The sequence below is a fragment of the Escherichia sp. WS568 genome (genome assembly GCF_046486085.1).
Lineage (GTDB): Bacteria > Pseudomonadota > Gammaproteobacteria > Enterobacterales > Enterobacteriaceae > Escherichia > Escherichia coli.
The window spans coordinates 106289-127334 of record NZ_JBJQMC010000004.1 but is presented as its reverse complement, the minus strand read 5'-3'; the positions used below and the strand labels follow the sequence as shown (position 1 = coordinate 127334).

20 protein-coding genes are annotated in these 21046 nt (G+C 52.9%); 10 read left to right on the top strand and 10 right to left on the bottom strand.

From position 1 onward, the window contains the following. Nucleotides 1-44: 44 nt before the first annotated feature. Nucleotides 45-2951 carry an RNA polymerase-associated protein RapA gene (gene rapA, locus ACJHWR_RS06245; RefSeq protein ID WP_001117001.1) on the top strand — a complete coding sequence of 969 codons (2907 nt, stop codon included), beginning with the start codon at nucleotides 45-47 and terminating at the stop codon, nucleotides 2949-2951. A gap of 11 nt (nucleotides 2952-2962) precedes the next feature. Then, a complete protein-coding gene (rluA, locus tag ACJHWR_RS06240; protein WP_000525176.1) occupies nucleotides 2963-3622 on the top strand; it encodes a bifunctional tRNA pseudouridine(32) synthase/23S rRNA pseudouridine(746) synthase RluA in 660 nt (219 codons plus the stop codon). Nucleotides 3623-3739: 117 nt separating this feature from the next. Here rluA and djlA read toward each other — a convergent pair whose 3' ends face one another. Then, on the bottom strand, nucleotides 3740-4555 hold the full coding sequence (gene djlA / locus ACJHWR_RS06235; protein WP_001200576.1) for a co-chaperone DjlA: 816 nt from the start codon (nucleotides 4553-4555) through the stop codon (nucleotides 3740-3742). A 254-nt stretch (nucleotides 4556-4809) separates the two neighbouring features. Between djlA and lptD the strand changes: the two genes are divergently transcribed. Genes lptD through ACJHWR_RS06195 form a run of 8 tightly spaced genes read left to right on the top strand, consistent with a single transcriptional unit; the run spans nucleotide 4810 to nucleotide 12657 of the window. Further along, complete coding sequence (gene lptD, locus ACJHWR_RS06230) at nucleotides 4810-7167, top strand: LPS assembly protein LptD (protein ID WP_000746172.1); 2358 nt, start codon at nucleotides 4810-4812, stop codon at nucleotides 7165-7167. A 52-nt stretch (nucleotides 7168-7219) separates the two neighbouring features. Beyond that, on the top strand, nucleotides 7220-8506 hold the full coding sequence (gene surA, locus ACJHWR_RS06225) for a peptidylprolyl isomerase SurA (protein WP_000800457.1): 1287 nt from the start codon (nucleotides 7220-7222) through the stop codon (nucleotides 8504-8506). Beyond that, nucleotides 8506-9495, top strand: coding sequence for a 4-hydroxythreonine-4-phosphate dehydrogenase PdxA (pdxA, locus tag ACJHWR_RS06220; RefSeq protein WP_000241224.1), 990 nt, complete (start codon nucleotides 8506-8508; stop codon nucleotides 9493-9495). The genes surA and pdxA overlap by 1 nt, the downstream gene beginning before the upstream one ends. Further along, nucleotides 9492-10313, top strand: a complete 822-nt coding sequence (gene rsmA, locus ACJHWR_RS06215) for a 16S rRNA (adenine(1518)-N(6)/adenine(1519)-N(6))-dimethyltransferase RsmA (RefSeq protein WP_001065381.1) — start codon at nucleotides 9492-9494, stop codon at nucleotides 10311-10313. The genes pdxA and rsmA overlap by 4 nt, the downstream gene beginning before the upstream one ends. A 2-nt stretch (nucleotides 10314-10315) precedes the next feature. Next, a complete protein-coding gene (gene apaG / locus ACJHWR_RS06210; protein ID WP_000610901.1) occupies nucleotides 10316-10693 on the top strand; it encodes a Co2+/Mg2+ efflux protein ApaG in 378 nt (125 codons plus the stop codon). A 6-nt stretch (nucleotides 10694-10699) separates the two neighbouring features. Further along, the gene (gene apaH / locus ACJHWR_RS06205) at nucleotides 10700-11548 is read left to right on the top strand and encodes a bis(5'-nucleosyl)-tetraphosphatase (symmetrical) ApaH (RefSeq protein ID WP_000257195.1); all 849 of its coding nucleotides are present in this window, start codon (nucleotides 10700-10702) and stop codon (nucleotides 11546-11548) included. Nucleotides 11549-11572: 24 nt separating this feature from the next. Then, nucleotides 11573-12172 carry a DUF4291 domain-containing protein gene (locus ACJHWR_RS06200; protein ID WP_000796361.1) on the top strand — a complete coding sequence of 200 codons (600 nt, stop codon included), beginning with the start codon at nucleotides 11573-11575 and terminating at the stop codon, nucleotides 12170-12172. Between the two features lie 35 nt (nucleotides 12173-12207). Further along, nucleotides 12208-12657 (top strand): hypothetical protein, encoded by a 450-nt coding sequence (locus ACJHWR_RS06195; RefSeq protein ID WP_001248958.1) that lies wholly within the window; start codon nucleotides 12208-12210, stop codon nucleotides 12655-12657. Nucleotides 12658-12773: 116 nt separating this feature from the next. Here the strand turns inward: ACJHWR_RS06195 and ACJHWR_RS06190 are convergent, their stop codons facing one another. From ACJHWR_RS06190 to ACJHWR_RS06150, 9 genes are all read right to left on the bottom strand, one after another. Continuing rightward, nucleotides 12774-12953: a type II toxin-antitoxin system CcdA family antitoxin gene (locus tag ACJHWR_RS06190; RefSeq protein WP_000998552.1), complete on the bottom strand. Its 180-nt coding sequence runs from the start codon at nucleotides 12951-12953 to the stop codon at nucleotides 12774-12776. A 20-nt stretch (nucleotides 12954-12973) separates the two neighbouring features. Then, nucleotides 12974-13453 carry a type 3 dihydrofolate reductase gene (gene folA, locus ACJHWR_RS06185; RefSeq protein ID WP_000624375.1) on the bottom strand — a complete coding sequence of 160 codons (480 nt, stop codon included), beginning with the start codon at nucleotides 13451-13453 and terminating at the stop codon, nucleotides 12974-12976. A gap of 191 nt (nucleotides 13454-13644) precedes the next feature. Then, nucleotides 13645-15507, bottom strand: coding sequence for a glutathione-regulated potassium-efflux system protein KefC (gene kefC, locus ACJHWR_RS06180; protein WP_000377114.1), 1863 nt, complete (start codon nucleotides 15505-15507; stop codon nucleotides 13645-13647). After that, nucleotides 15500-16030, bottom strand: coding sequence for a glutathione-regulated potassium-efflux system oxidoreductase KefF (gene kefF / locus ACJHWR_RS06175; RefSeq protein ID WP_000600725.1), 531 nt, complete (start codon nucleotides 16028-16030; stop codon nucleotides 15500-15502). The genes kefC and kefF overlap by 8 nt, the downstream gene beginning before the upstream one ends. 107 nt (nucleotides 16031-16137) lie before the next feature. Then, nucleotides 16138-17469, bottom strand: coding sequence for an MFS transporter (locus ACJHWR_RS06170; RefSeq protein ID WP_001183201.1), 1332 nt, complete (start codon nucleotides 17467-17469; stop codon nucleotides 16138-16140). Between the two features lie 58 nt (nucleotides 17470-17527). Next, nucleotides 17528-17815 (bottom strand): ferredoxin-like protein FixX, encoded by a 288-nt coding sequence (gene fixX / locus ACJHWR_RS06165; RefSeq protein WP_000203741.1) that lies wholly within the window; start codon nucleotides 17813-17815, stop codon nucleotides 17528-17530. Beyond that, the gene (locus ACJHWR_RS06160; protein WP_410226678.1) at nucleotides 17812-19098 is read right to left on the bottom strand and encodes an FAD-dependent oxidoreductase; all 1287 of its coding nucleotides are present in this window, start codon (nucleotides 19096-19098) and stop codon (nucleotides 17812-17814) included. Before ACJHWR_RS06160 ends, fixX begins: the two co-directional genes overlap by 4 nt. A 50-nt stretch (nucleotides 19099-19148) precedes the next feature. Then, nucleotides 19149-20090, bottom strand: coding sequence for an electron transfer flavoprotein subunit alpha/FixB family protein (locus ACJHWR_RS06155; protein ID WP_001091511.1), 942 nt, complete (start codon nucleotides 20088-20090; stop codon nucleotides 19149-19151). A gap of 14 nt (nucleotides 20091-20104) precedes the next feature. Continuing rightward, nucleotides 20105-20875, bottom strand: coding sequence for an electron transfer flavoprotein (locus ACJHWR_RS06150; RefSeq protein ID WP_000692225.1), 771 nt, complete (start codon nucleotides 20873-20875; stop codon nucleotides 20105-20107). Nucleotides 20876-21046: the final 171 nt, after the last annotated feature.

The following is a 21046-nucleotide window of genomic DNA, read 5'->3' as shown; positions in this document are numbered from 1 at the left end:
CGGGTGGTTATTGCCTGCAATTAAAGATATAGAGCCGAACACATATGCCTTTTACACTTGGTCAACGCTGGATCAGCGATACAGAAAGCGAATTGGGACTTGGAACCGTTGTCGCGGTGGATGCGCGAACTGTCACTTTACTTTTCCCATCTACTGGTGAAAACCGTCTGTACGCACGCAGTGATTCCCCCGTGACCCGCGTGATGTTCAACCCTGGTGATACTATTACCAGCCATGATGGCTGGCAGATGCAAGTCGAAGAAGTAAAAGAAGAAAATGGCTTGCTGACCTATATCGGTACTCGCCTGGATACTGAAGAGTCCGGCGTGGCCCTGCGTGAAGTTTTCCTTGATAGCAAACTGGTGTTCAGCAAACCGCAGGACCGTCTGTTTGCCGGGCAGATTGACCGTATGGACCGCTTTGCGCTGCGTTATCGCGCGCGTAAGTATTCCAGCGAACAGTTCCGTATGCCGTACAGCGGCCTGCGCGGTCAGCGTACCAGCCTGATCCCGCACCAGCTCAACATCGCTCATGATGTTGGTCGCCGCCACGCGCCGCGCGTCCTGTTGGCTGACGAAGTGGGTTTAGGGAAAACCATTGAAGCCGGGATGATCCTGCATCAGCAACTGCTCTCTGGCGCTGCTGAACGTGTGCTGATTATCGTCCCGGAAACCTTACAGCATCAGTGGCTGGTAGAAATGCTGCGCCGTTTCAACCTGCGCTTTGCTCTGTTTGATGATGAGCGTTATGCCGAAGCTCAGCACGATGCTTACAACCCGTTCGATACCGAGCAGCTGGTGATTTGCTCGCTGGATTTTGCCCGTCGTAGCAAACAGCGTCTGGAACATCTCTGTGAAGCCGAGTGGGATCTACTGGTGGTCGATGAAGCGCATCACCTGGTGTGGAGCGAAGATGCGCCGAGCCGTGAATATCAGGCCATTGAACAACTGGCAGAGCACGTGCCGGGCGTTCTGCTGCTGACCGCAACCCCGGAACAGCTGGGGATGGAAAGCCACTTCGCCCGTCTGCGTCTGCTGGACCCGAACCGTTTCCACGATTTTGCGCAATTCGTTGAAGAGCAGAAAAATTATCGTCCGGTTGCGGACGCCGTTGCCATGCTGCTGGCAGGTAACAAACTGAGCAATGATGAACTGAACATGCTCGGTGAGATGATCGGCGAGCAGGATATCGAGCCGCTGTTGCAAGCAGCAAACAGCGACAGCGAAGATGCACAGAGCGCCCGTCAGGAGCTGGTTTCGATGCTGATGGATCGCCACGGCACCAGCCGCGTGCTGTTCCGTAACACGCGTAACGGTGTGAAAGGCTTCCCGAAACGCGAGCTGCACACCATTAAGCTGCCGCTGCCGACACAGTATCAGACGGCTATTAAAGTCTCCGGCATTATGGGCGCACGCAAAAGTGCGGAAGACCGCGCTCGCGATATGCTCTACCCGGAGCGTATTTATCAGGAATTTGAAGGTGATAACGCCACCTGGTGGAACTTCGATCCGCGCGTTGAGTGGCTGATGGGCTACCTGACCAGCCATCGCTCTCAGAAAGTGCTGGTGATCTGTGCCAAAGCTGCCACTGCGCTGCAACTGGAGCAGGTACTGCGCGAACGTGAAGGTATTCGCGCCGCGGTATTCCACGAAGGTATGTCGATTATTGAACGTGACCGCGCTGCCGCCTGGTTTGCTGAAGAAGACACCGGCGCACAGGTACTGCTGTGCTCGGAAATCGGTTCTGAAGGACGTAACTTCCAGTTCGCCAGCCACATGGTGATGTTTGACCTGCCATTCAACCCGGATCTGCTGGAGCAGCGTATTGGTCGTCTGGATCGTATCGGTCAGGCGCACGATATTCAGATCCATGTGCCTTATCTGGAGAAAACCGCTCAGTCGGTGCTGGTGCGCTGGTATCACGAAGGTCTGGATGCATTCGAGCACACCTGCCCGACCGGACGCACTATCTACGATAGCGTATACAACGATCTGATTAACTATCTGGCTTCACCGGATGAGACCGAAGGCTTTGACGATCTGATCAAAAACTGCCGCGAGCAACATGAAGCGCTGAAAGCACAGCTGGAACAGGGCCGTGACCGCCTGCTGGAAATCCACTCCAACGGTGGCGAAAAAGCCCAGGCACTGGCAGAAAGCATTGAAGAGCAGGATGACGATACCAACCTGATCGCCTTCGCCATGAACCTGTTCGATATTATCGGTATCAATCAGGACGATCGCGGCGACAACATGATCGTACTGACGCCGTCCGATCATATGCTGGTGCCGGACTTCCCTGGCTTGTCGGAAGATGGCATCACCATCACCTTTGATCGTGAAGTGGCGCTGGCGCGTGAAGATGCGCAGTTTATTACCTGGGAACATCCGCTGATCCGCAACGGTCTGGATCTGATCCTTTCTGGCGATACCGGTAGCAGCACGATTTCACTGTTGAAAAACAAAGCGTTGCCGGTAGGTACGCTGTTGGTGGAACTGATTTACGTGGTCGAAGCCCAGGCTCCGAAGCAGTTGCAGCTCAACCGCTTCCTGCCACCGACGCCGGTACGTATGCTGCTGGATAAAAACGGCAACAACCTGGCGGCGCAGGTGGAGTTTGAAACCTTTAACCGTCAGCTTAACGCGGTTAACCGTCACACCGGCAGCAAACTGGTTAACGCCGTGCAGCAGGATGTTCACGCGATCCTTCAGCTGGGTGAAGCACAGATCGAGAAATCTGCCCGTGCACTGATTGATGCCGCACGTAACGAAGCCGACGAAAAACTGTCTGCCGAGCTGTCTCGTCTGGAAGCTCTGCGTGCAGTGAACCCGAACATTCGTGACGACGAACTGACCGCCATTGAGAGCAACCGTCAGCAGGTAATGGAAAGCCTGGATCAGGCAGGCTGGCGTCTGGATGCCCTGCGTTTGATCGTTGTAACGCATCAGTAACGGAGCCGAAAATGGGGATGGAAAACTACAATCCACCGCAGGAACCCTGGTTGGTTATCCTGTATCAGGATGACCATATTATGGTGGTCAACAAGCCGAGCGGTTTGTTGTCTGTGCCGGGTCGTCTGGAAGAGCACAAAGACAGCGTGATGACGCGCATTCAGCGTGATTATCCGCAGGCAGAATCGGTGCATCGTCTGGATATGGCTACCAGCGGCGTGATTGTAGTGGCGCTGACCAAAGCCGCGGAGCGGGAGTTAAAACGCCAGTTCCGCGAGCGCGAGCCGAAAAAGCAGTATGTGGCCCGCGTCTGGGGGCATCCATCCCCTGCGGAAGGTCTGGTAGATCTGCCGCTGATTTGCGACTGGCCAAACCGCCCGAAACAGAAAGTCTGTTACGAAACAGGTAAACCTGCGCAGACGGAATATGAAGTGGTGGAGTATGCGGCGGATAACACGGCAAGAGTGGTGTTAAAACCGATTACCGGGCGTTCGCATCAGTTGCGTGTGCATATGCTGGCGCTGGGTCATCCGATTCTCGGCGATCGTTTTTATGCATCACCAGAAGCGAGAGCAATGGCACCGCGTTTGTTGCTACATGCAGAGATGTTGACGATTACCCATCCGGCATATGGCAATAGTATGACGTTTAAAGCACCAGCGGATTTTTAATAGTCACGCTGGCGAAGTTCGATAGGCCGGAGAAGGCGTTCACGCCGCATCCGGCAATTTTGCGCCGATTGCCTGATGCGACGCGGGCCGCGTCTTATCAGGCCTACACGTTGAAACTTATTTAAACCCTTTCTGCTGTTTTATCAGCTCATAGGCCTGCTGAATTTCCTGCGCTTTCTGCTTCGCCATCTCCATCATCTCTGGCGGTAAACCTTTCGCCACCAACTTATCGGGATGGTGTTCACTCATCAGCTTACGGTAGGCACGTTTGATGGTGGTCGCATCATCCGTCGGCTTCACGCCCAGCACATTACAGGCATCTTCCAGCGTCGGGCCACGCTGGGTTTGTTGCCAGTTACCACCGCCAGATTGCTGCTGATAACCGCCGCCAAACTGCGCCCCGCCCTGCATCATGCGCAAAAACTGGTCAAACTGGGCGCGGGAGATGCCTAACTCTTCGGCAATGACATACAGCACCGCCCGTTCATTCGGGTGCAGTGAACCATCAGCAAACGCCGCCTGAATCTGGATCTCCAGAAACATACGAATTAAGTCAAAACGACCAAAGCAAACACTGCGAAACTGGCGCATCTTTTCGCGCAGCGGGTAATTGTCTGATTTTCCCACCCGGAACGCGTTTTGCGCCGCAGTACGGGAAGCGCCATGCAGGTTCATTCGGTCCATCAACTGGCTGGCGATATGAATATCAGCCTCCGTGACGCGACCTTTGGATTTGGTTAAATGCCCCATCACTTCAAAAGTGGTGGCAAAAAACAGCGCCTGACGCTCACGCTGGTTGGCGAACCACGCCATTTTACGGCTACGGGCTTTATCAAACATATGGCCAATTAACAGGCCTAACACTACGCCCCAAAAGCCGCCGCCCATCAGTAAGGCCACGGCCACGCCAATGATTTTTCCCCAATACTGCATATATTCCCCAAATCGACACACGGATATCAGGGCTATCTCCCACAATATAAAGGTGCTTTTACCGTTTTCCGGCTGCGGTCAATTGTGGGACATCGCCTATAATTTGCATTATCATACCTGTCATTCAATGCCGTGCCTAACACCACTGACGCTATTCGGACAGGATTAACACTAGCGTAGAGATGACGAGTACGTTAGTCTCTGACCGTTTGTCACGCGCAACGTTACCGATGATGGAACAATAAAATCAACGTATGAAAAAACGTATCCCCACTCTCCTGGCCACCATGATTGCCACCGCCCTTTATAGTCAACAGGGACTGGCAGCCGACCTCGCCTCACAGTGCATGTTGGGCGTGCCAAGCTATGACCGTCCTCTGGTACAGGGCGATACCAATGACTTACCCGTGACTATCAATGCTGACCACGCGAAAGGGGACTACCCGGATGACGCCGTGTTTACTGGCAGCGTGGATATCATGCAGGGTAACAGCCGTCTGCAGGCCGACGAAGTGCAGCTCCATCAAAAAGAGGCACCAGGACAACCGGAGCCGGTACGTACCGTTGATGCGCTCGGTAATGTCCATTACGACGATAACCAGGTGATCCTCAAAGGGCCGAAAGGCTGGGCGAATCTGAACACCAAAGATACCAACGTCTGGGAGGGTGATTACCAGATGGTGGGTCGCCAGGGTCGCGGTAAAGCGGACCTGATGAAACAACGTGGCGAAAACCGCTATACCATTCTGGATAACGGTAGCTTTACCTCCTGTCTACCGGGTTCTGACACCTGGAGCGTGGTAGGTAGCGAAATTATTCATGACCGCGAAGAACAAGTTGCGGAGATCTGGAACGCCCGCTTTAAGGTGGGTCCGGTACCGATCTTTTATAGCCCATATTTGCAGTTGCCGGTGGGTGACAAACGTCGCTCTGGTTTCTTGATCCCGAACGCCAAGTACACCACCACCAACTACTTTGAGTTCTACCTGCCGTATTACTGGAACATCGCGCCAAATATGGATGCCACCATCACGCCGCATTATATGCATCGTCGTGGCAACATTATGTGGGAAAACGAATTCCGTTATCTCACCCAGGCGGGCGCAGGCTTGATGGAACTGGACTATCTGCCTTCGGATAAAGTCTATGAAGATGAACATCCAGAAGATAGCAATTCACGCCGTTGGTTGTTCTACTGGCAACACTCCGGAGTGATGGATCAGGTTTGGCGCTTTAACATCGACTACACCAAAGTCAGCGACCCGACCTATTTCAATGATTTTGATAATAAATATGGTTCCAGTACCGATGGCTACGCCACGCAAAAATTCAGCGTGGGCTATGCGGTGCAGAACTTTGACGCCACGCTTTCGACTAAACAATTCCAGGTTTTTGATGATACCAGTGGCAACAGCTATGCCGCTGAACCGCAGTTAGACGTCAACTACTACCATAACGATCTCGGCCCGTTTGATACCCGTGTTTATGGTCAGGCAGTGCATTTTGTTAATACAAACAGCAATATGCCGGAGGCTACTCGCGTTCATCTGGAGCCGACGATAAACCTGCCGTTATCTAACACCTGGGGCAGTATCAATACCGAAGCGAAGCTGCTGGCGACCCATTATCAGCAGACCAATCTCGACTGGTATAACAGCAACCCACAAAACAATAAGCTGGCTGATTCTGTTAACCGCGTAATGCCGCAATTTAAAGTTGACGGCAAAATGGTCTTCGAACGTGATATGGAAATGCTGGCGCCGGGTTATACCCAAACGCTGGAGCCGCGCGCGCAATACCTGTATGTACCGTATCGCGATCAGAGCGACATCTATAACTACGACTCCTCCTTGCTGCAATCCGATTACTCGGGCCTGTTCCGGGACCGGACTTATGGCGGTCTTGACCGTATAGCTTCCGCGAACCAGGTCACGACCGGTATCACAACTCGCGTATATGATGATGCAGCCGTTGAACGTTTTAATATTTCCGTTGGTCAAATCTACTATTTCACGGAGTCTCGCACTGGCGATGACAACATAACATGGGAGAATGACGACAAAACGGGCTCGCTGGTGTGGGCAGGCGATACTTACTGGCGTATCTCCGAGCGTTGGGGATTGCGTGGCGGGATTCAGTACGATACACGTCTGGATAACGTAGCGACCAGTAACTCCAGCATTGAATACCGTCGGGATGAAGACCGTCTGGTACAGCTGAATTACCGTTACGCCAGCCCGGAATATATTCAGGCTACGCTGCCTAAGTACTATTCCACAGCTGAGCAATATAAGAATGGTATTTCACAGGTAGGTGCCGTCGCCAGCTGGCCAATTGCCGATCGTTGGTCAATTGTTGGGGCCTACTATTACGACACCAATGCGAACAAGCAAGCCGACTCTATGTTAGGTGTGCAATACAGCTCCTGCTGCTATGCAATTCGCGTCGGTTACGAGCGGAAGCTGAACGGTTGGGATAACGATAAACAACATGCGGTATATGACAACGCAATCGGCTTTAACATCGAACTTCGCGGCCTGAGCTCCAACTACGGTCTGGGTACGCAAGAGATGCTGCGTTCGAACATTCTGCCGTATCAAAACACTTTGTGATTTGTTGATTTACCACGTAATCCGCAGTGCGGTTAATTGAAATGGAAAAAGTATGAAGAACTGGAAAACGCTGCTTCTCGGTATCGCCATGATCGCGAATACCAGTTTCGCTGCCCCCCAGGTAGTCGATAAAGTCGCAGCCGTCGTCAATAACGGCGTCGTGCTGGAAAGCGACGTTGATGGATTAATGCAGTCGGTAAAACTGAACGCTGCTCAGGCAAGGCAGCAACTTCCTGATGACGCGACGCTGCGCCACCAAATCATGGAACGTTTGATCATGGATCAAATCATCCTGCAGATGGGGCAGAAAATGGGAGTGAAAATCTCCGATGAGCAGCTGGATCAGGCGATTGCTAACATCGCGAAACAGAACAACATGACGCTGGATCAGATGCGCAGCCGTCTGGCTTACGATGGTCTGAACTACAACACCTATCGTAACCAGATCCGCAAAGAGATGATTATCTCTGAAGTGCGTAACAACGAGGTGCGTCGTCGCATCACCATCCTGCCGCAGGAAGTCGAATCCCTGGCGCAGCAGGTGGGTAACCAAAACGACGCCAGCACTGAGCTGAACCTGAGCCACATCCTGATCCCGCTGCCGGAAAACCCGACCTCTGATCAAGTGAACGAAGCGGAAAGCCAGGCGCGTGCCATTGTCGATCAGGCGCGTAACGGCGCTGATTTCGGTAAGCTGGCGATTGCTCATTCTGCCGACCAGCAGGCGCTGAACGGCGGCCAGATGGGCTGGGGCCGTATTCAGGAGTTGCCGGGGATCTTCGCCCAGGCATTAAGCACCGCGAAGAAAGGCGACATTGTTGGCCCGATTCGTTCCGGCGTTGGCTTCCATATTCTGAAAGTTAACGACCTGCGCGGCGAAAGCAAAAATATCTCGGTGACCGAAGTTCATGCTCGCCATATTCTGCTGAAACCGTCGCCGATCATGACTGACGAACAGGCCCGCGTGAAACTGGAACAGATTGCTGCCGATATCAAGAGTGGTAAAACGACTTTTGCTGCCGCAGCGAAAGAGTTCTCTCAGGATCCAGGCTCTGCTAACCAGGGCGGTGATCTCGGTTGGGCTACACCAGATATTTTCGATCCGGCCTTCCGTGACGCCCTGACCCGCCTGAACAAAGGTCAAATGAGTGCACCGGTTCACTCTTCATTCGGCTGGCATTTAATCGAACTACTGGATACCCGTAATGTCGATAAAACCGACGCGGCGCAGAAAGATCGTGCGTACCGCATGCTGATGAACCGTAAGTTCTCGGAAGAAGCAGCAAGCTGGATGCAAGAACAACGTGCCAGCGCCTACGTTAAAATCCTGAGCAACTAATGGTTAAAACCCAACGTGTTGTGATCACTCCCGGCGAGCCCGCCGGGATTGGCCCGGACTTAATTGTCCAGCTTGCACAGCGTGAGTGGCCGGTCGAACTGGTTGTTTGTGCCGATGCCACTCTCCTTACCGACCGGGCAGCGATGCTCGGTTTGCCGCTCACCCTCCGCCCTTATTCCCCCAACTCCCCTGCACAACCGCAAACTGCGGGCACATTAACGCTACTTCCTGTCGCGCTACGTGAATCTGTCACTGCGGGGCAGTTAGCGGTTGAAAATGGGCATTATGTGGTGGAAACGCTGGCGCGAGCGTGTGATGGCTGTCTGAACGGTGAATTTGCTGCGCTGATCACAGGCCCCGTGCATAAAGGCGTCATTAACGACGCAGGCATTCCGTTTACCGGTCATACCGAGTTTTTCGAAGAGCGTTCGCAGGCGAAAAAAGTGGTGATGATGCTGGCAACCGAAGAACTTCGCGTGGCGCTGGCAACGACGCATTTACCGCTGCGCGATATCGCAGATGCTATCACCCCTGCGCTTTTGCACGAAGTGATTGCTATTTTGCATCACGATTTGCGGACCAAATTTGGTATTGCCGAACCGCGCATTCTGGTCTGCGGGCTGAATCCGCACGCGGGCGAAGGCGGTCATATGGGTACGGAAGAGATAGACACCATTATTCCGGTGCTCGACGAGCTGCGGGCGCAGGGGATGAAACTCAACGGGCCGCTGCCTGCCGATACCCTGTTTCAGCCGAAATATCTCGATAACGCCGACGCCGTGCTGGCGATGTACCACGATCAGGGTCTTCCCGTGCTAAAATACCAGGGCTTCGGGCGCGGTGTGAACATTACGCTGGGCCTGCCCTTTATTCGCACATCAGTGGACCACGGCACCGCGCTTGAACTGGCGGGACGTGGCAAAGCCGATGTCGGCAGTTTTATTACGGCGCTTAATCTCGCCATCAAAATGATTGTTAACACCCAATGAATAATCGAGTCCACCAGGGCCACTTAGCCCGTAAACGCTTCGGGCAAAACTTTCTCAACGATCAGTTCGTGATCGACAGCATTGTTTCTGCCATTAACCCGCAGAAGGGCCAGGCGATGGTCGAAATCGGCCCCGGTCTGGCGGCATTGACCGAACCGGTCGGCGAACGTCTGGACCAGCTGACGGTCATCGAACTTGACCGCGATCTGGCGGCACGTCTGCAAACGCATCCATTCTTAGGCCCGAAACTGACGATTTATCAGCAGGATGCGATGACCTTTAACTTTGGCGAACTGGCCGAGAAAATGGGTCAGCCGCTGCGTGTTTTCGGCAACCTGCCTTATAACATCTCCACGCCGTTGATGTTCCATCTGTTTAGCTATACTGATGCCATTGCCGACATGCACTTTATGTTGCAAAAAGAGGTGGTGAATCGTCTGGTTGCAGGACCGAACAGCAAGGCGTATGGTCGATTAAGCGTCATGGCGCAATACTATTGCAACGTGATCCCGGTGCTGGAAGTACCGCCGTCAGCCTTTACACCACCACCCAAAGTGGATTCCGCCGTCGTGCGCCTGGTTCCTCATGCAACGATGCCTCACCCGGTTAAAGATGTTCGCGTGTTGAGTCGCATCACCACCGAAGCCTTTAACCAGCGTCGTAAAACCATTCGTAACAGCCTCGGCAACCTGTTTAGCGTCGAGGTGTTAACCGGAATGGGGATCGACCCGGCGATGCGAGCGGAAAATATCTCTGTCGCGCAATATTGCCAGATGGCGAACTATCTGGCGGAGAACGCGCCTTTGCAGGAGAGTTAACGATGATCAATTCGCCCCGAGTGTGTATTCAGGTTCAAAGCGTCTACATTGAGGCACAATCTTCACCTGATAATGAACGTTACGTTTTTGCTTATACCGTAACCATACGCAATCTGGGGCGAGCGCCAGTGCAGTTGTTGGGGCGTTACTGGCTGATCACCAATGGCAATGGCCGTGAAACCGAAGTCCAGGGCGAAGGAGTGGTTGGCGTCCAGCCACTTATCGCGCCTGGCGAAGAGTACCAGTACACCAGCGGTGCAATCATTGAAACCCCGCTGGGCACCATGCAGGGTCACTACGAAATGATCGATGAAAATGGCGTCCCTTTCAGCATCGACATTCCCGTATTCCGACTCGCCGTTCCCACACTCATTCATTAAAAGAATATGGCGACATACCTTATTGGCGACGTTCATGGTTGTTACGATGAACTGATCGCATTGCTGCATAAAGTAGAATTTACCCCTGGGAAAGATACCCTCTGGCTGACGGGCGATCTGGTCGCGCGCGGCCCGGGTTCGCTGGATGTTCTGCGCTATGTGAAATCCTTAGGCGACAGCGTACGTCTGGTGCTGGGCAATCACGATCTGCATCTGCTGGCGGTATTTGCCGGGATCAGCCGCAATAAACCGAAAGATCGCCTGACACCGCTGCTGGAAGCGCCGGATGCCGACGAGCTGCTTAACTGGCTGCGTCGCCAGCCTTTGCTGCAAATCGACGAAGAGAAAAAGCTGGTGATGGCCCACGCCGGGATCACGCCGCAGTGGGATCTGCAGACCGCCAAAGAGTGCGCGCGCGATGTAGAAGCGGTGCTGTCGAGTGACTCCTATCCCTTCTTCCTTGATGCCATGTACGGCGATATGCCAAATAACTGGTCACCGGAATTGCGGGGGCTGGGAAGACTGCGGTTTATCACCAACGCCTTTACCCGGATGCGTTTTTGCTTCCCGAACGGTCAACTGGATATGTACAGCAAAGAATCGCCGGAAGAGGCCCCTGCCCCACTGAAACCGTGGTTTGCGATTCCTGGCCCCGTCGCTGAAGAATACAGCATCGCCTTTGGTCACTGGGCATCGCTGGAGGGCAAAGGTACGCCGGAAGGTATTTACGCGCTGGATACCGGCTGCTGTTGGGGCGGGACATTAACCTGCCTGCGCTGGGAAGATAAACAGTATTTTGTCCAGCCGTCGAACCGGCATAAAGATATGGGTGAGGGAGAGGCGGCCGCGTCTTAACGCTTTACCATTCAGGGAGGAATAATGGCTGACTATTTTGAAATACGTGCTGATTACAATCAGCACACCATCACGGTTTATCAGGCTTACAATGATGCAATCGCTGACGTCGCCGTACGTGACGGGCGATTTGGCGCACCTTTTTCATTCAACCGCATGACCTGGATTAAACCCTCTTTTATGTGGATGATGGAGCGTAGCAACTGGGGACTGAAAAAAGATCAACAACGCATTCTCGCAATCCGAATCAAACGCACCTTCTTTGATACATTGCTGGAACAAGCGGTGCTAACCACGCCGGAAGCCCATGTCTATCCACATGCAGGAGTTTGGGAAACGTTATTTGCGCAAGCAAATGTATATGTTCAGTGGGACCCAGAACGCAGCATAAATGGCAAAAAACTGGAGCACCGATCATTACAGCTTGGTATTTCTCGTAACTTGATCAGTCAATTTAACGAAGACGCCATTGTTGCCATTGATGATCTGACGCCGCTGGTGCGAAAGTGTCATAACCTTTTGATAAACGGTAAAACAACACAGGCGAAATCCTTCCTGCCGCCAGAAAAAATTTATCCTGTTAGTGCAACTGCAAGAAAGGCTTGGGGAATGAAAAATTCCTGAGACAAATACGCGCCTATTAAGCGGAAAATATCTAAGTGCGACAAATCAACGCCGGGCTTAATACCAGAGAAATTATTCTGGAAATGATTGACGAAGCAGATGAACCCCCGTTTGCTGAGCAGCGAACCTGGCATCGCAGGCGAATCGCTTTTCTTTGTGAGTGCATCAGCGTTGCTGTCGACTACGGCTTCTTCTGTTCTGTCTCTCAGCAGTCAATAATGAACATAACCAGGATGGCTGAAGATGTATGGATAACAGAAAGTAAAACGACCCAACTCATTGATATCTGGCAGCAACTTAAGCAGCTTTATCCGCCAGAAACTATTCCCTATACCCAGCAGTTACCCGCTAAAGAATTGCTTGAACTGCTACTTTCCAGTCCTGACGATCTTCGAATAATTGAAATCCCTGACATCATCGGCGATGTTTTTGATGACCAAACCTGGATTCGATTATTCAAAAAACACTTTGCTGATGTTATCTAACTACGATGTGATGTGTAACAATCTAAAATACATCGCCAGACGACAGACCAAAAAGAAAGTATTTAGCAGATACTCAACATTCTGACTTCTGTACAGAAATAGCAGAGTTTAAAAACTTAAAATTTCCGGTACTCATCAGAGAAACATCCTGTTTCTTCTGCAAGTTCATTTAATGCCGAGATGGCATCCTCGTTTACTTCAGTCCACTGTAGAGTGGCTTGAGGGTTTAGACCTACGCAATGAGCGCGACTCACAAAATCGCGCTCACTGGTAAAATCAGACGTCTTATCGTTCAATTTGTAGTCATAGCAAAAACTTACCGCCGCTCCAGAATCTCAAAGCAATAGCTGTGAGAGTTCTGCGCATCAGCGTCGTGGAATTCGCTGAATACCGATTCCCAGTCATCCGGCTCGTAATCCGGGAAATGGGTGTCGCCTTCCACTTCTGCGTCAATATGCGTCAGATACAGTTTTTGCGCTTTTGGCAGGAACTGCTCATAAACGCGACCACCGCCAATCACCATGATTTCTGGTACGTCACCACACGCCGCGATGGCTTCATCAACCGATTTCACCCACGTTACACGATCGTCCGTACCCGGTTGACTGCTGAGGATAATATTTTTGCGTCCTGGCAGCGGACGACCGATGGATTCCCAGGTATGGCGGCCCATAATTACGGGTTTATTTAAGGTGTTGCGTTTAAACCAGGCGAGATCGGCAGGCAGGTTCCACGGCATGGCGTTTTCCATGCCGATAACGCGATCTACCGCTAACGCCGCAATCAGACTGATCATTGAGATTTCCCGATAAAAAAAATTGTCGCCACTATACGTAAAGCGTAAACCGTCGTCGACTGGTGCGAGGATGATGTTGAGGAAAATTTTATATTCTGCTGGCGAGTCCACGCTCTCCCACTGGACTCGCCGCATTACAATGAAATAAAAACAATTAGTTAGCTGTAAAGTGTGATTTACGTCACTCTTTATTAGGATGAGGGTTTCGTTTCCGGTTCATCCGCCATATTGCCAGTATGTTTCCCTTCTTCGGTTCCCTGCCAGCCATGTCGTTGAATTAATGACAGATGTTCACGGTCTTCGGTAATGATCTCACTTAACATCGCGCTGGTGCGTTTATAGACCGCCGCACGGGCTTTGGTGTCGTTCTCAACCATTGCCATCTCTTCCACCATCTGAATATTAAAGCGGCGGAACACATCGGCACGTTCTCGCGCTTCATACGGCCCCAGACCTAAACTTTCCAGTGCCAGACGCCCGGTTTTGAGCGCACCTTCGAAGGTTTCACGCTCCGGCTTTTCAACGCCTGCCTGACGCAAACGAATGTAGTGGTCGACATCGCGGGCGCGGGCAATAATCTGCAAATGCGGGAAATGTTCTTTCACCATCTCTGTCAGTTGCAGGTTGGTTTGCGGATCGTCGATGGCGTTAATCAGCACTTCCGCTTTCGCCGCTCCGGCAGATTCCAGTAAATCCATCCGCGTGGCATCGCCATAAAACACTTTCATACCAAATTTACGCAAGGTTTCGATATGGTCCGGATCGTGATCGAGCACCACCATTTTCACCCCGCTGGAGAGCAGTAAACGTCCGGTTATCTGCCCAAAACGACCGAATCCGGCGATGATTACCCGCGGCTGTTCTTCGTCGATCTCATCGGCTTCACGCGCCTCTTCAGTAGAAGATTGCTCAAGGCGATTGAGGATCACCAGCAGAATCGGCGTTGCCGCCATCGACAGCGCCACCGCCAGGGTCAGCGATTTCGCCCACTCCGGCTCCAGCACATTCGCCATTTGCGCCGCGCCAAACACCACAAAAGCAAACTCACTACCCTGCCCTAACAACACCGCAAACCAGCGACGCTGTTTATTCGGCACCTGCAACGGTCGGGCAATCAGCCACAGCATGGCGATTTTGATGATGAGGAAACCGAGCAGCAGAATGACAATACGCAATGGGTTTTCAATCAGCGTGCCAAAGTCTATCGACATGCCAACGCCAATGAAAAACAGCCCCAGCAGCAAACCTTTAAAGGGTTCGATATCGCTTTCCAGCGCATGACGATATTCCGAGCTTGCCAGCAGTACGCCCGCCAGAAACGCGCCCATCGCCATCGACAAGCCGACCTCTTCCAGCAGCAAACCAAAGCCAAACACGAGGAATAACGCCACGGCACTAAACACTTCCCGCAAGCCAGAGCGGGCTACAAAACGCAGCGCCGGACGCGTGACATAGCGCCCCAGCAATACCACCAGCACCAGCGCACCCGCCACTTTTAACGCCGAGAGAGCAAATGCGCCCATCGTCGTCGAGGCACTGCTCGCCGCCAGTAGCGGGATCATCGCCACCAGCGGGATCGCCGCGATATCCTGGAACAGCAGCACCGCAAAGGCACTGCGGCCCATCTGCGTCACCATCAGATTACGTTCATTCATCGCCTGCATGGCAATCGCCGTAGAGGAGAGCGCCAGCGTCATGCCGATCAGTTCCGCGACCTGCCAGCGCAGCCCAAGCAACATACAGAACAGCCCCAGCAGGCCGCCGCAAATCACCATCTGCAATGCGCCACCACCGAACACCGCCGCACGCAGCTTCCACAGCCTTTGTGGATCGAGTTCGAGGCCGATAATAAACAGCATCAGCACCACGCCAATCTCGGCAAAGTGCAGGATAGATTCGGCATCGGTCACCAGTCGCAGCCCCCACGGGCCAATAATACAACCCGCGATCAGGTAGCCAAGTACCGATCCCAGACCAAGACGTACCGCAATGGGGACAATCAGCGCCGCCGAACCGAGATAAATCAGCGCCTGAATCAGCGTATGGCTATCCATGATGTGCCTCCTGCCATTCCAGCAGACGTTGCTTATAGTGACGCGCCTGTCCTTCGAGGGTTTCGTCGTCACAAATAAAGGTGCAGTGCATGGCAAACGGTGGCAGCCAGTTCAGCCCGCAGTAGATTGCCGTCGCCTGTAGCGGCTGCGACAGCACATCAAAGCCCGGATGCGCACCAATCTCAAAATGGCTTTCCCCACCGCCGGTCGTCACCGCCCACAGCAAATGTTTGCCATGCAGCGCCGTGCCGCCGTGACCGTAAGCCCAGCCGTGCGAGAAGACTTTATCGATCCAAAGTTTGAGGAGCGGTGGAATGCTGTACCACTGCATCGGGTGCTGCCAGACGATCAGATCGGCGCGAGACAGCGCCTCCTGCTCGGCGGCAATATCGATATTGAAGTCAGGATAGAGTTGATAAAGAGAGCGAATTTCGACGCCTTCCAGCGTCCTTGCCTGTTCAAGCATCCGTTTATTCGCATGGGAATGATGCGGATACGGATGCGCATAAATTATAAGAATCATAGGTAGCCCGCGTGATTACGCCTTTGTTTTCCCACAAAGTGTAGTCATATATTCACGCGGCTTATAGTCAATAATATTGATTCAGAAAAGAGAGAAATCTGAACAAATTACCCCATTCTCTGCCCGCGGATCGTCATATTGCTGGTCTGCGCCAGTGACATCCCTCGAGTCTCCGGAGCAAACGCTACGGAAATCAACAAGCCAAATAGCGAGATACCCGCCCCCATCAGCATGGTGCTACTGATGCCGTAATTATTGATAAAGATTGGCAGTGCCCAGGTCGAAACAATGGTGCCAATACGGCTTAAGGACATAATCACGCCCACGGCAGAGGCGCGGATATCCGTCGGGAAGAGTTCATTAGGATAGAGCCACTGCAAATTACCCGGCCCGCCAGAGAAAAAGGCATACACCGCAAATGCCATCACTACCAGCCAGATCCCCATATCCGGGATCAGCCCCAAAACCGCCAGCGCCAGCGTCATCATGGCAAAACTGCCAATCAACAATGGACGCCGTCCGGCGGTGTTTAACCACAGCATCGGCGGAATACAGCCAAGCATAAAGAACAGGCTAATCACCACATTCCCCAACGCCGCGTTTTTGCCAACTCCCAATCCCAACAAACCAACGATTTGCGGGCCAAAGGTGTAAATGGCGAACATGGGGATCACCTGGCAGGTCCAGATGGCGGCAACAAACAGAACAAAAGGAAAATGGCGGCGATTAAACAGATCGCGAAAACGGGTTTGCTGCGGCTGCTCTTCATCGAAAGCCACCGGTTCGCCAAACAGTTTTATCATCATCTCTTCGCACTCTTTTACTCGCCCTTTGCGTAACAACCAGCGGGGAGATTCAGGCAGTTCGAATCGACCAATCAAAATCAACAAACAGGGGATCGCTGCGCTACCCAGCATCCAGCGCCAACCACCTTCCACATCATAAAGCCAGTAACCGACCAGATCGGCGCAGGTCGCGCCGACATACCACATCGCGGCAATAAAGCTGATGGAAAACGCCCGCTGACGGGTACTGGAGAACTCGGTGATCATTGAGGTGGCGATGGGATAATCCGCACCGATGACAATGCCGATAAGTACCCGCATCACCAACAGTTCGACGGGGGATGAGACAAACATCGTCGCCACAGATATCACGCCGATGGCGATGATATCAATGAGGAACATTTTGCGCCGTCCGACTTTATCGGAGATATAGCCAAACAGCGATGTGCCAACGAACAGCCCGGCGAGCGTTCCCGCGCCCAGCAAGCCAATCCAGTCAGCGTCCAGTTTCAGCGCCGGAGTCAGTTGCTCCAGCGCCACGCCAATCATTACCAGTACATAACCATCCAGAAACGGACCACCGCTTCCCCACAGCAAAATGCGGCGGTGAATAGAGGAGAATTTAAGATCGTCAAAGTTTCTGGACGGTTGCATGGGTTATTCCTGTTTTTTTGCAATGAGAGTCAGTACGGCGTTACGTATCAAACCAACATCAGCCGTAACGGAACTCCACACCAAAGGTGCCGCGCGGGTATTCCCACTGTTCCAGCGCCGACCCCAGCCCCAGAATGCGACAGGTGCCGCACTCCAGACATCCGGCGTAATCGAAGCGCACACTGCCGTCATCCTGCTTCTTGTACAGACCTGCGGGGCACGCTTTCACCAGCAGCTCCAGCGCCTGTTTATCGGCATCGGCCTTCACAACAATGTGCGGATGCTCTTCATCGACATTGAATTTATTGACGCCCAGTTTGACGTCCACATTGACGGGAGAAGTCATAAAACGGTCACTCCTTTCATGCCATCCTTGATCAGATTGATGAAGCCCACTTTCTTGCCGTGGCGGAGGATTTTCTTGCGCATCAGTTCCGGCGCACTGCCGTCAATGGTGAACAGGTCACGCGCCACGCCCACCACCAGTTCCGGGTAGCCGTTAAACATGCGTGGGTTATCAAGGAACGCCGGTAGTTTCTGGTACATGCGCATATCGCGCAGCGGGCCACTCTCAAGATGCTGACGATATTCCGCGAGTTTTTGCTTACTGAAATCGTCGCTTTTCATCGCTGAAAGCACAGTTTTTGCTGCTGCTTCCCCGGCGGCAATCGCCAGATCCATACCGCGAATGGTAAAACCGAGGTTCATACACATTCCGGCGGCATCACCGGCAATCAGTACGCCGTCACCAACCAACTCCGGCAGCATGTTGATGCCTGCTTCCGGCACTACGTGAGCGGAATATTCCACCAGCTTGCCGCCTGCGATCAGCGGTGCAACGGCCGGATGTTGTTTGAAATCTTCCAGCATTTGCGGCACCGATTTTTTTGCGTCATGCAGATGATGCAAACCACAAACCAGCCCCAGCGACAGGGTATTTTCATTGGTATAAAGGAAGCCACCGCCCATCAGGCCATCGGTGGGTGATCCCGCAAACAGGCAAGCCGCGCCCTGATTACCCTGCAACTGAAAACGGTCTTCGATAACCGACTTCGGTAACTCGATCAGTTCCTTCACGCCAACCGCCACATCCGTCGGTTTAACGCGTTTTGCCATCCCCAGCTTTTCGGCAAGGATGGAATTCACCCCATCAGCAAGGATCACCGTTTTCGCTTCAATCACATCGCCATCAGCTTCTACGCCGACAACTTTGCCATCGCGCTGTACGAGGTTATCGACGCGGATCCCGGTAATTAACTGCGCGTCCGCTTCTTCGGCCTGCTCCATCAGCCAGGCATCAAATTTACTGCGCAAAACGGAGTAAGAACGCTGGGATGGCGAGGTTTCGTCGCCATTGCAGTAGTCCATAGTCATCGCTGACTTTTCCGTCATAAACGCGAGTTTTTCATGGGTGATCAGGCGTTCTACGGGGGCGGAGTCAGCGAAACCAGGAATAATGTGTTCCAGACTGTGGGCATAGAGACGCCCGCCGGTGACGTTCTTGGCACCTGCGGAATTGCCTCGCTCGATAACTAACACTTGCGCACCTTCGCGGGCGAGCACCAGTGCGGCAACCGAACCGGCAAGCCCTGCACCGACGATGATGGCGTCAAAGATATCTTCGGACATAAGAGCTCCCTGTCAGCGGCAGGGCCAAAATGCAGCCCTGCCAGAGTGGATCAACGCGCTAAAGCTGCGGTCAGTGCCGGAAGGATTTTCACGGCGTCGCCAACAATGCCGTAATCCGCGTACTGGAAGATCGGCGCATTTTTATCTTTGTTGATGGCGAAAATGGTTTGCGACGCATTAGCGCCAACCATGTGCTGGATCTGCCCGGAGATCCCCACCGCCAGGTACAGTTCAGGTTTCAGCATCAGGTTGGAGATACCGACATAGCGTTCGTGCTCCATCCATTTTTCGTTTTCCGCCACCGGACGAGAACAGGCCAGCTCCGCACCTATCGCCTTACAAAGCTGTTCTGCCAGCGCAATGTTCTCTTTGCTGCCAATACCGCGACCGACGCTGACCACCAGTCGGGCTTTGTCGAGATCGACGCTGTTGCTCTGACGCGCCTGGGTTGCCGTGCGGGTAATCGCCACAGCCGGAGCCTGCCACTCCACGGTGTGCGTTTCGCCAGTGCGTGACGCGTCTGGCTGAGCCGCATCGAACGTGCCGCTGCTGATGGTCAGTACCGCATACGGCGTGGCAATGCGTTCTTCGCCAATCGCCAGACCGCCGTAAACCATGTGTTTCACTGTCGCTTTACCGTCCTGTACGCTGACGGTGCTGGCATCGTTAGACACCGCCGCTTTAAGGCGATAACCCAGTTTTGCCGCCAGTAATTTGCCGCGACGGGTGTTTGGCAACAGCACCAGACCGTCTGCGCCGTGCTGGCGAATAGTGTCAGCCATGACACCGGCGTAATCTTCGATCATCCGCTCGTCCGGTTTGCCGCTTAATTTCCAGACATGATTAGCGCCGAGCTGGATTGCCTGTGCGCCGTCGGCATCATTGAGGACAAAAGTGTTGATTTGATTAGCTAAAGCCTGCGCACCGTTCATCAGTTCCGGCAGACGAGAAGGGGTATCGCTGAATACCCAGACTTGAGAAAACGTGTTCATAGCATCCCCTGTAATTAAATGACTTTGCGAAGATTTTCAGCAAATGCGGCGATCTGTTCTTCGCCGTCGCCTTCAATCACGATGCGCTGACGCTCGCGCTGTTTCGGCGCGGCAACCTGTTGTTCTGACCAGGCTGCCTCTGCGTTAAAACCGATATCCGCCGCCGACCATACCTGGACTGGCTTTTTCGCCGCGCCGAGAATGGCTTTCATCGAAGGAATTTGTGGGGAGTTGATATCAGTGGAAACAGCAACAACCGCAGGCAGCGGAATGCTTAAGGTTTCGGTTTCATCTTCCAGTTCGCGCTCAACGGTGAGGGTATCTGCCGTCAGGGAGATAATTTTGCTGACGCCGTTAACTGCCGGAATATTGAGGATTTCGCCTACCAGCAAACCAACCTGCTGGGCATAAAGGTCGGAAGAACCATCGCCACAGAGGATCAAATCAAAGCCTGCTTTCTGGGCGGCGGCAGCCAGTGCGCTCGCCGTTTGTTGCGGCAGTGCCTGCTCGAACTGGTCATCAATCACCACAATCAGTTCATCCGGACCGCGCGATAGCACATCTTTACGCCCTTTGGCGTTGGTCAGGGCTTTTCCGCCCACACTTAAGGCCGTCACCTGCCCCTCTGCTGCCTGTTGCTTTAGCTGGCAAGCCGCTTCAATAGCGTTGAGATCGTATTGGCTTATTTTGGCATCGGCTTTACTGAAGTCTAACGAACCATCAGCATTATTGACCGCAATATCCTGTTCATCAGGCACGCACTTATAGCAAGTAATAATCTTCATTGCATCTCCAGAAATCATGAAGGAAACGTCGTTCATATCGGTGGTGTTAATTACAGATATCACGCCCTTTAATTCGGAAATAAAACTTTAATCACCAATATTGAAAATGTCACACGCAGATAAATCCAACTTTCAATATTGTTAAGCTCCTCACCAATATTGAAAACATGG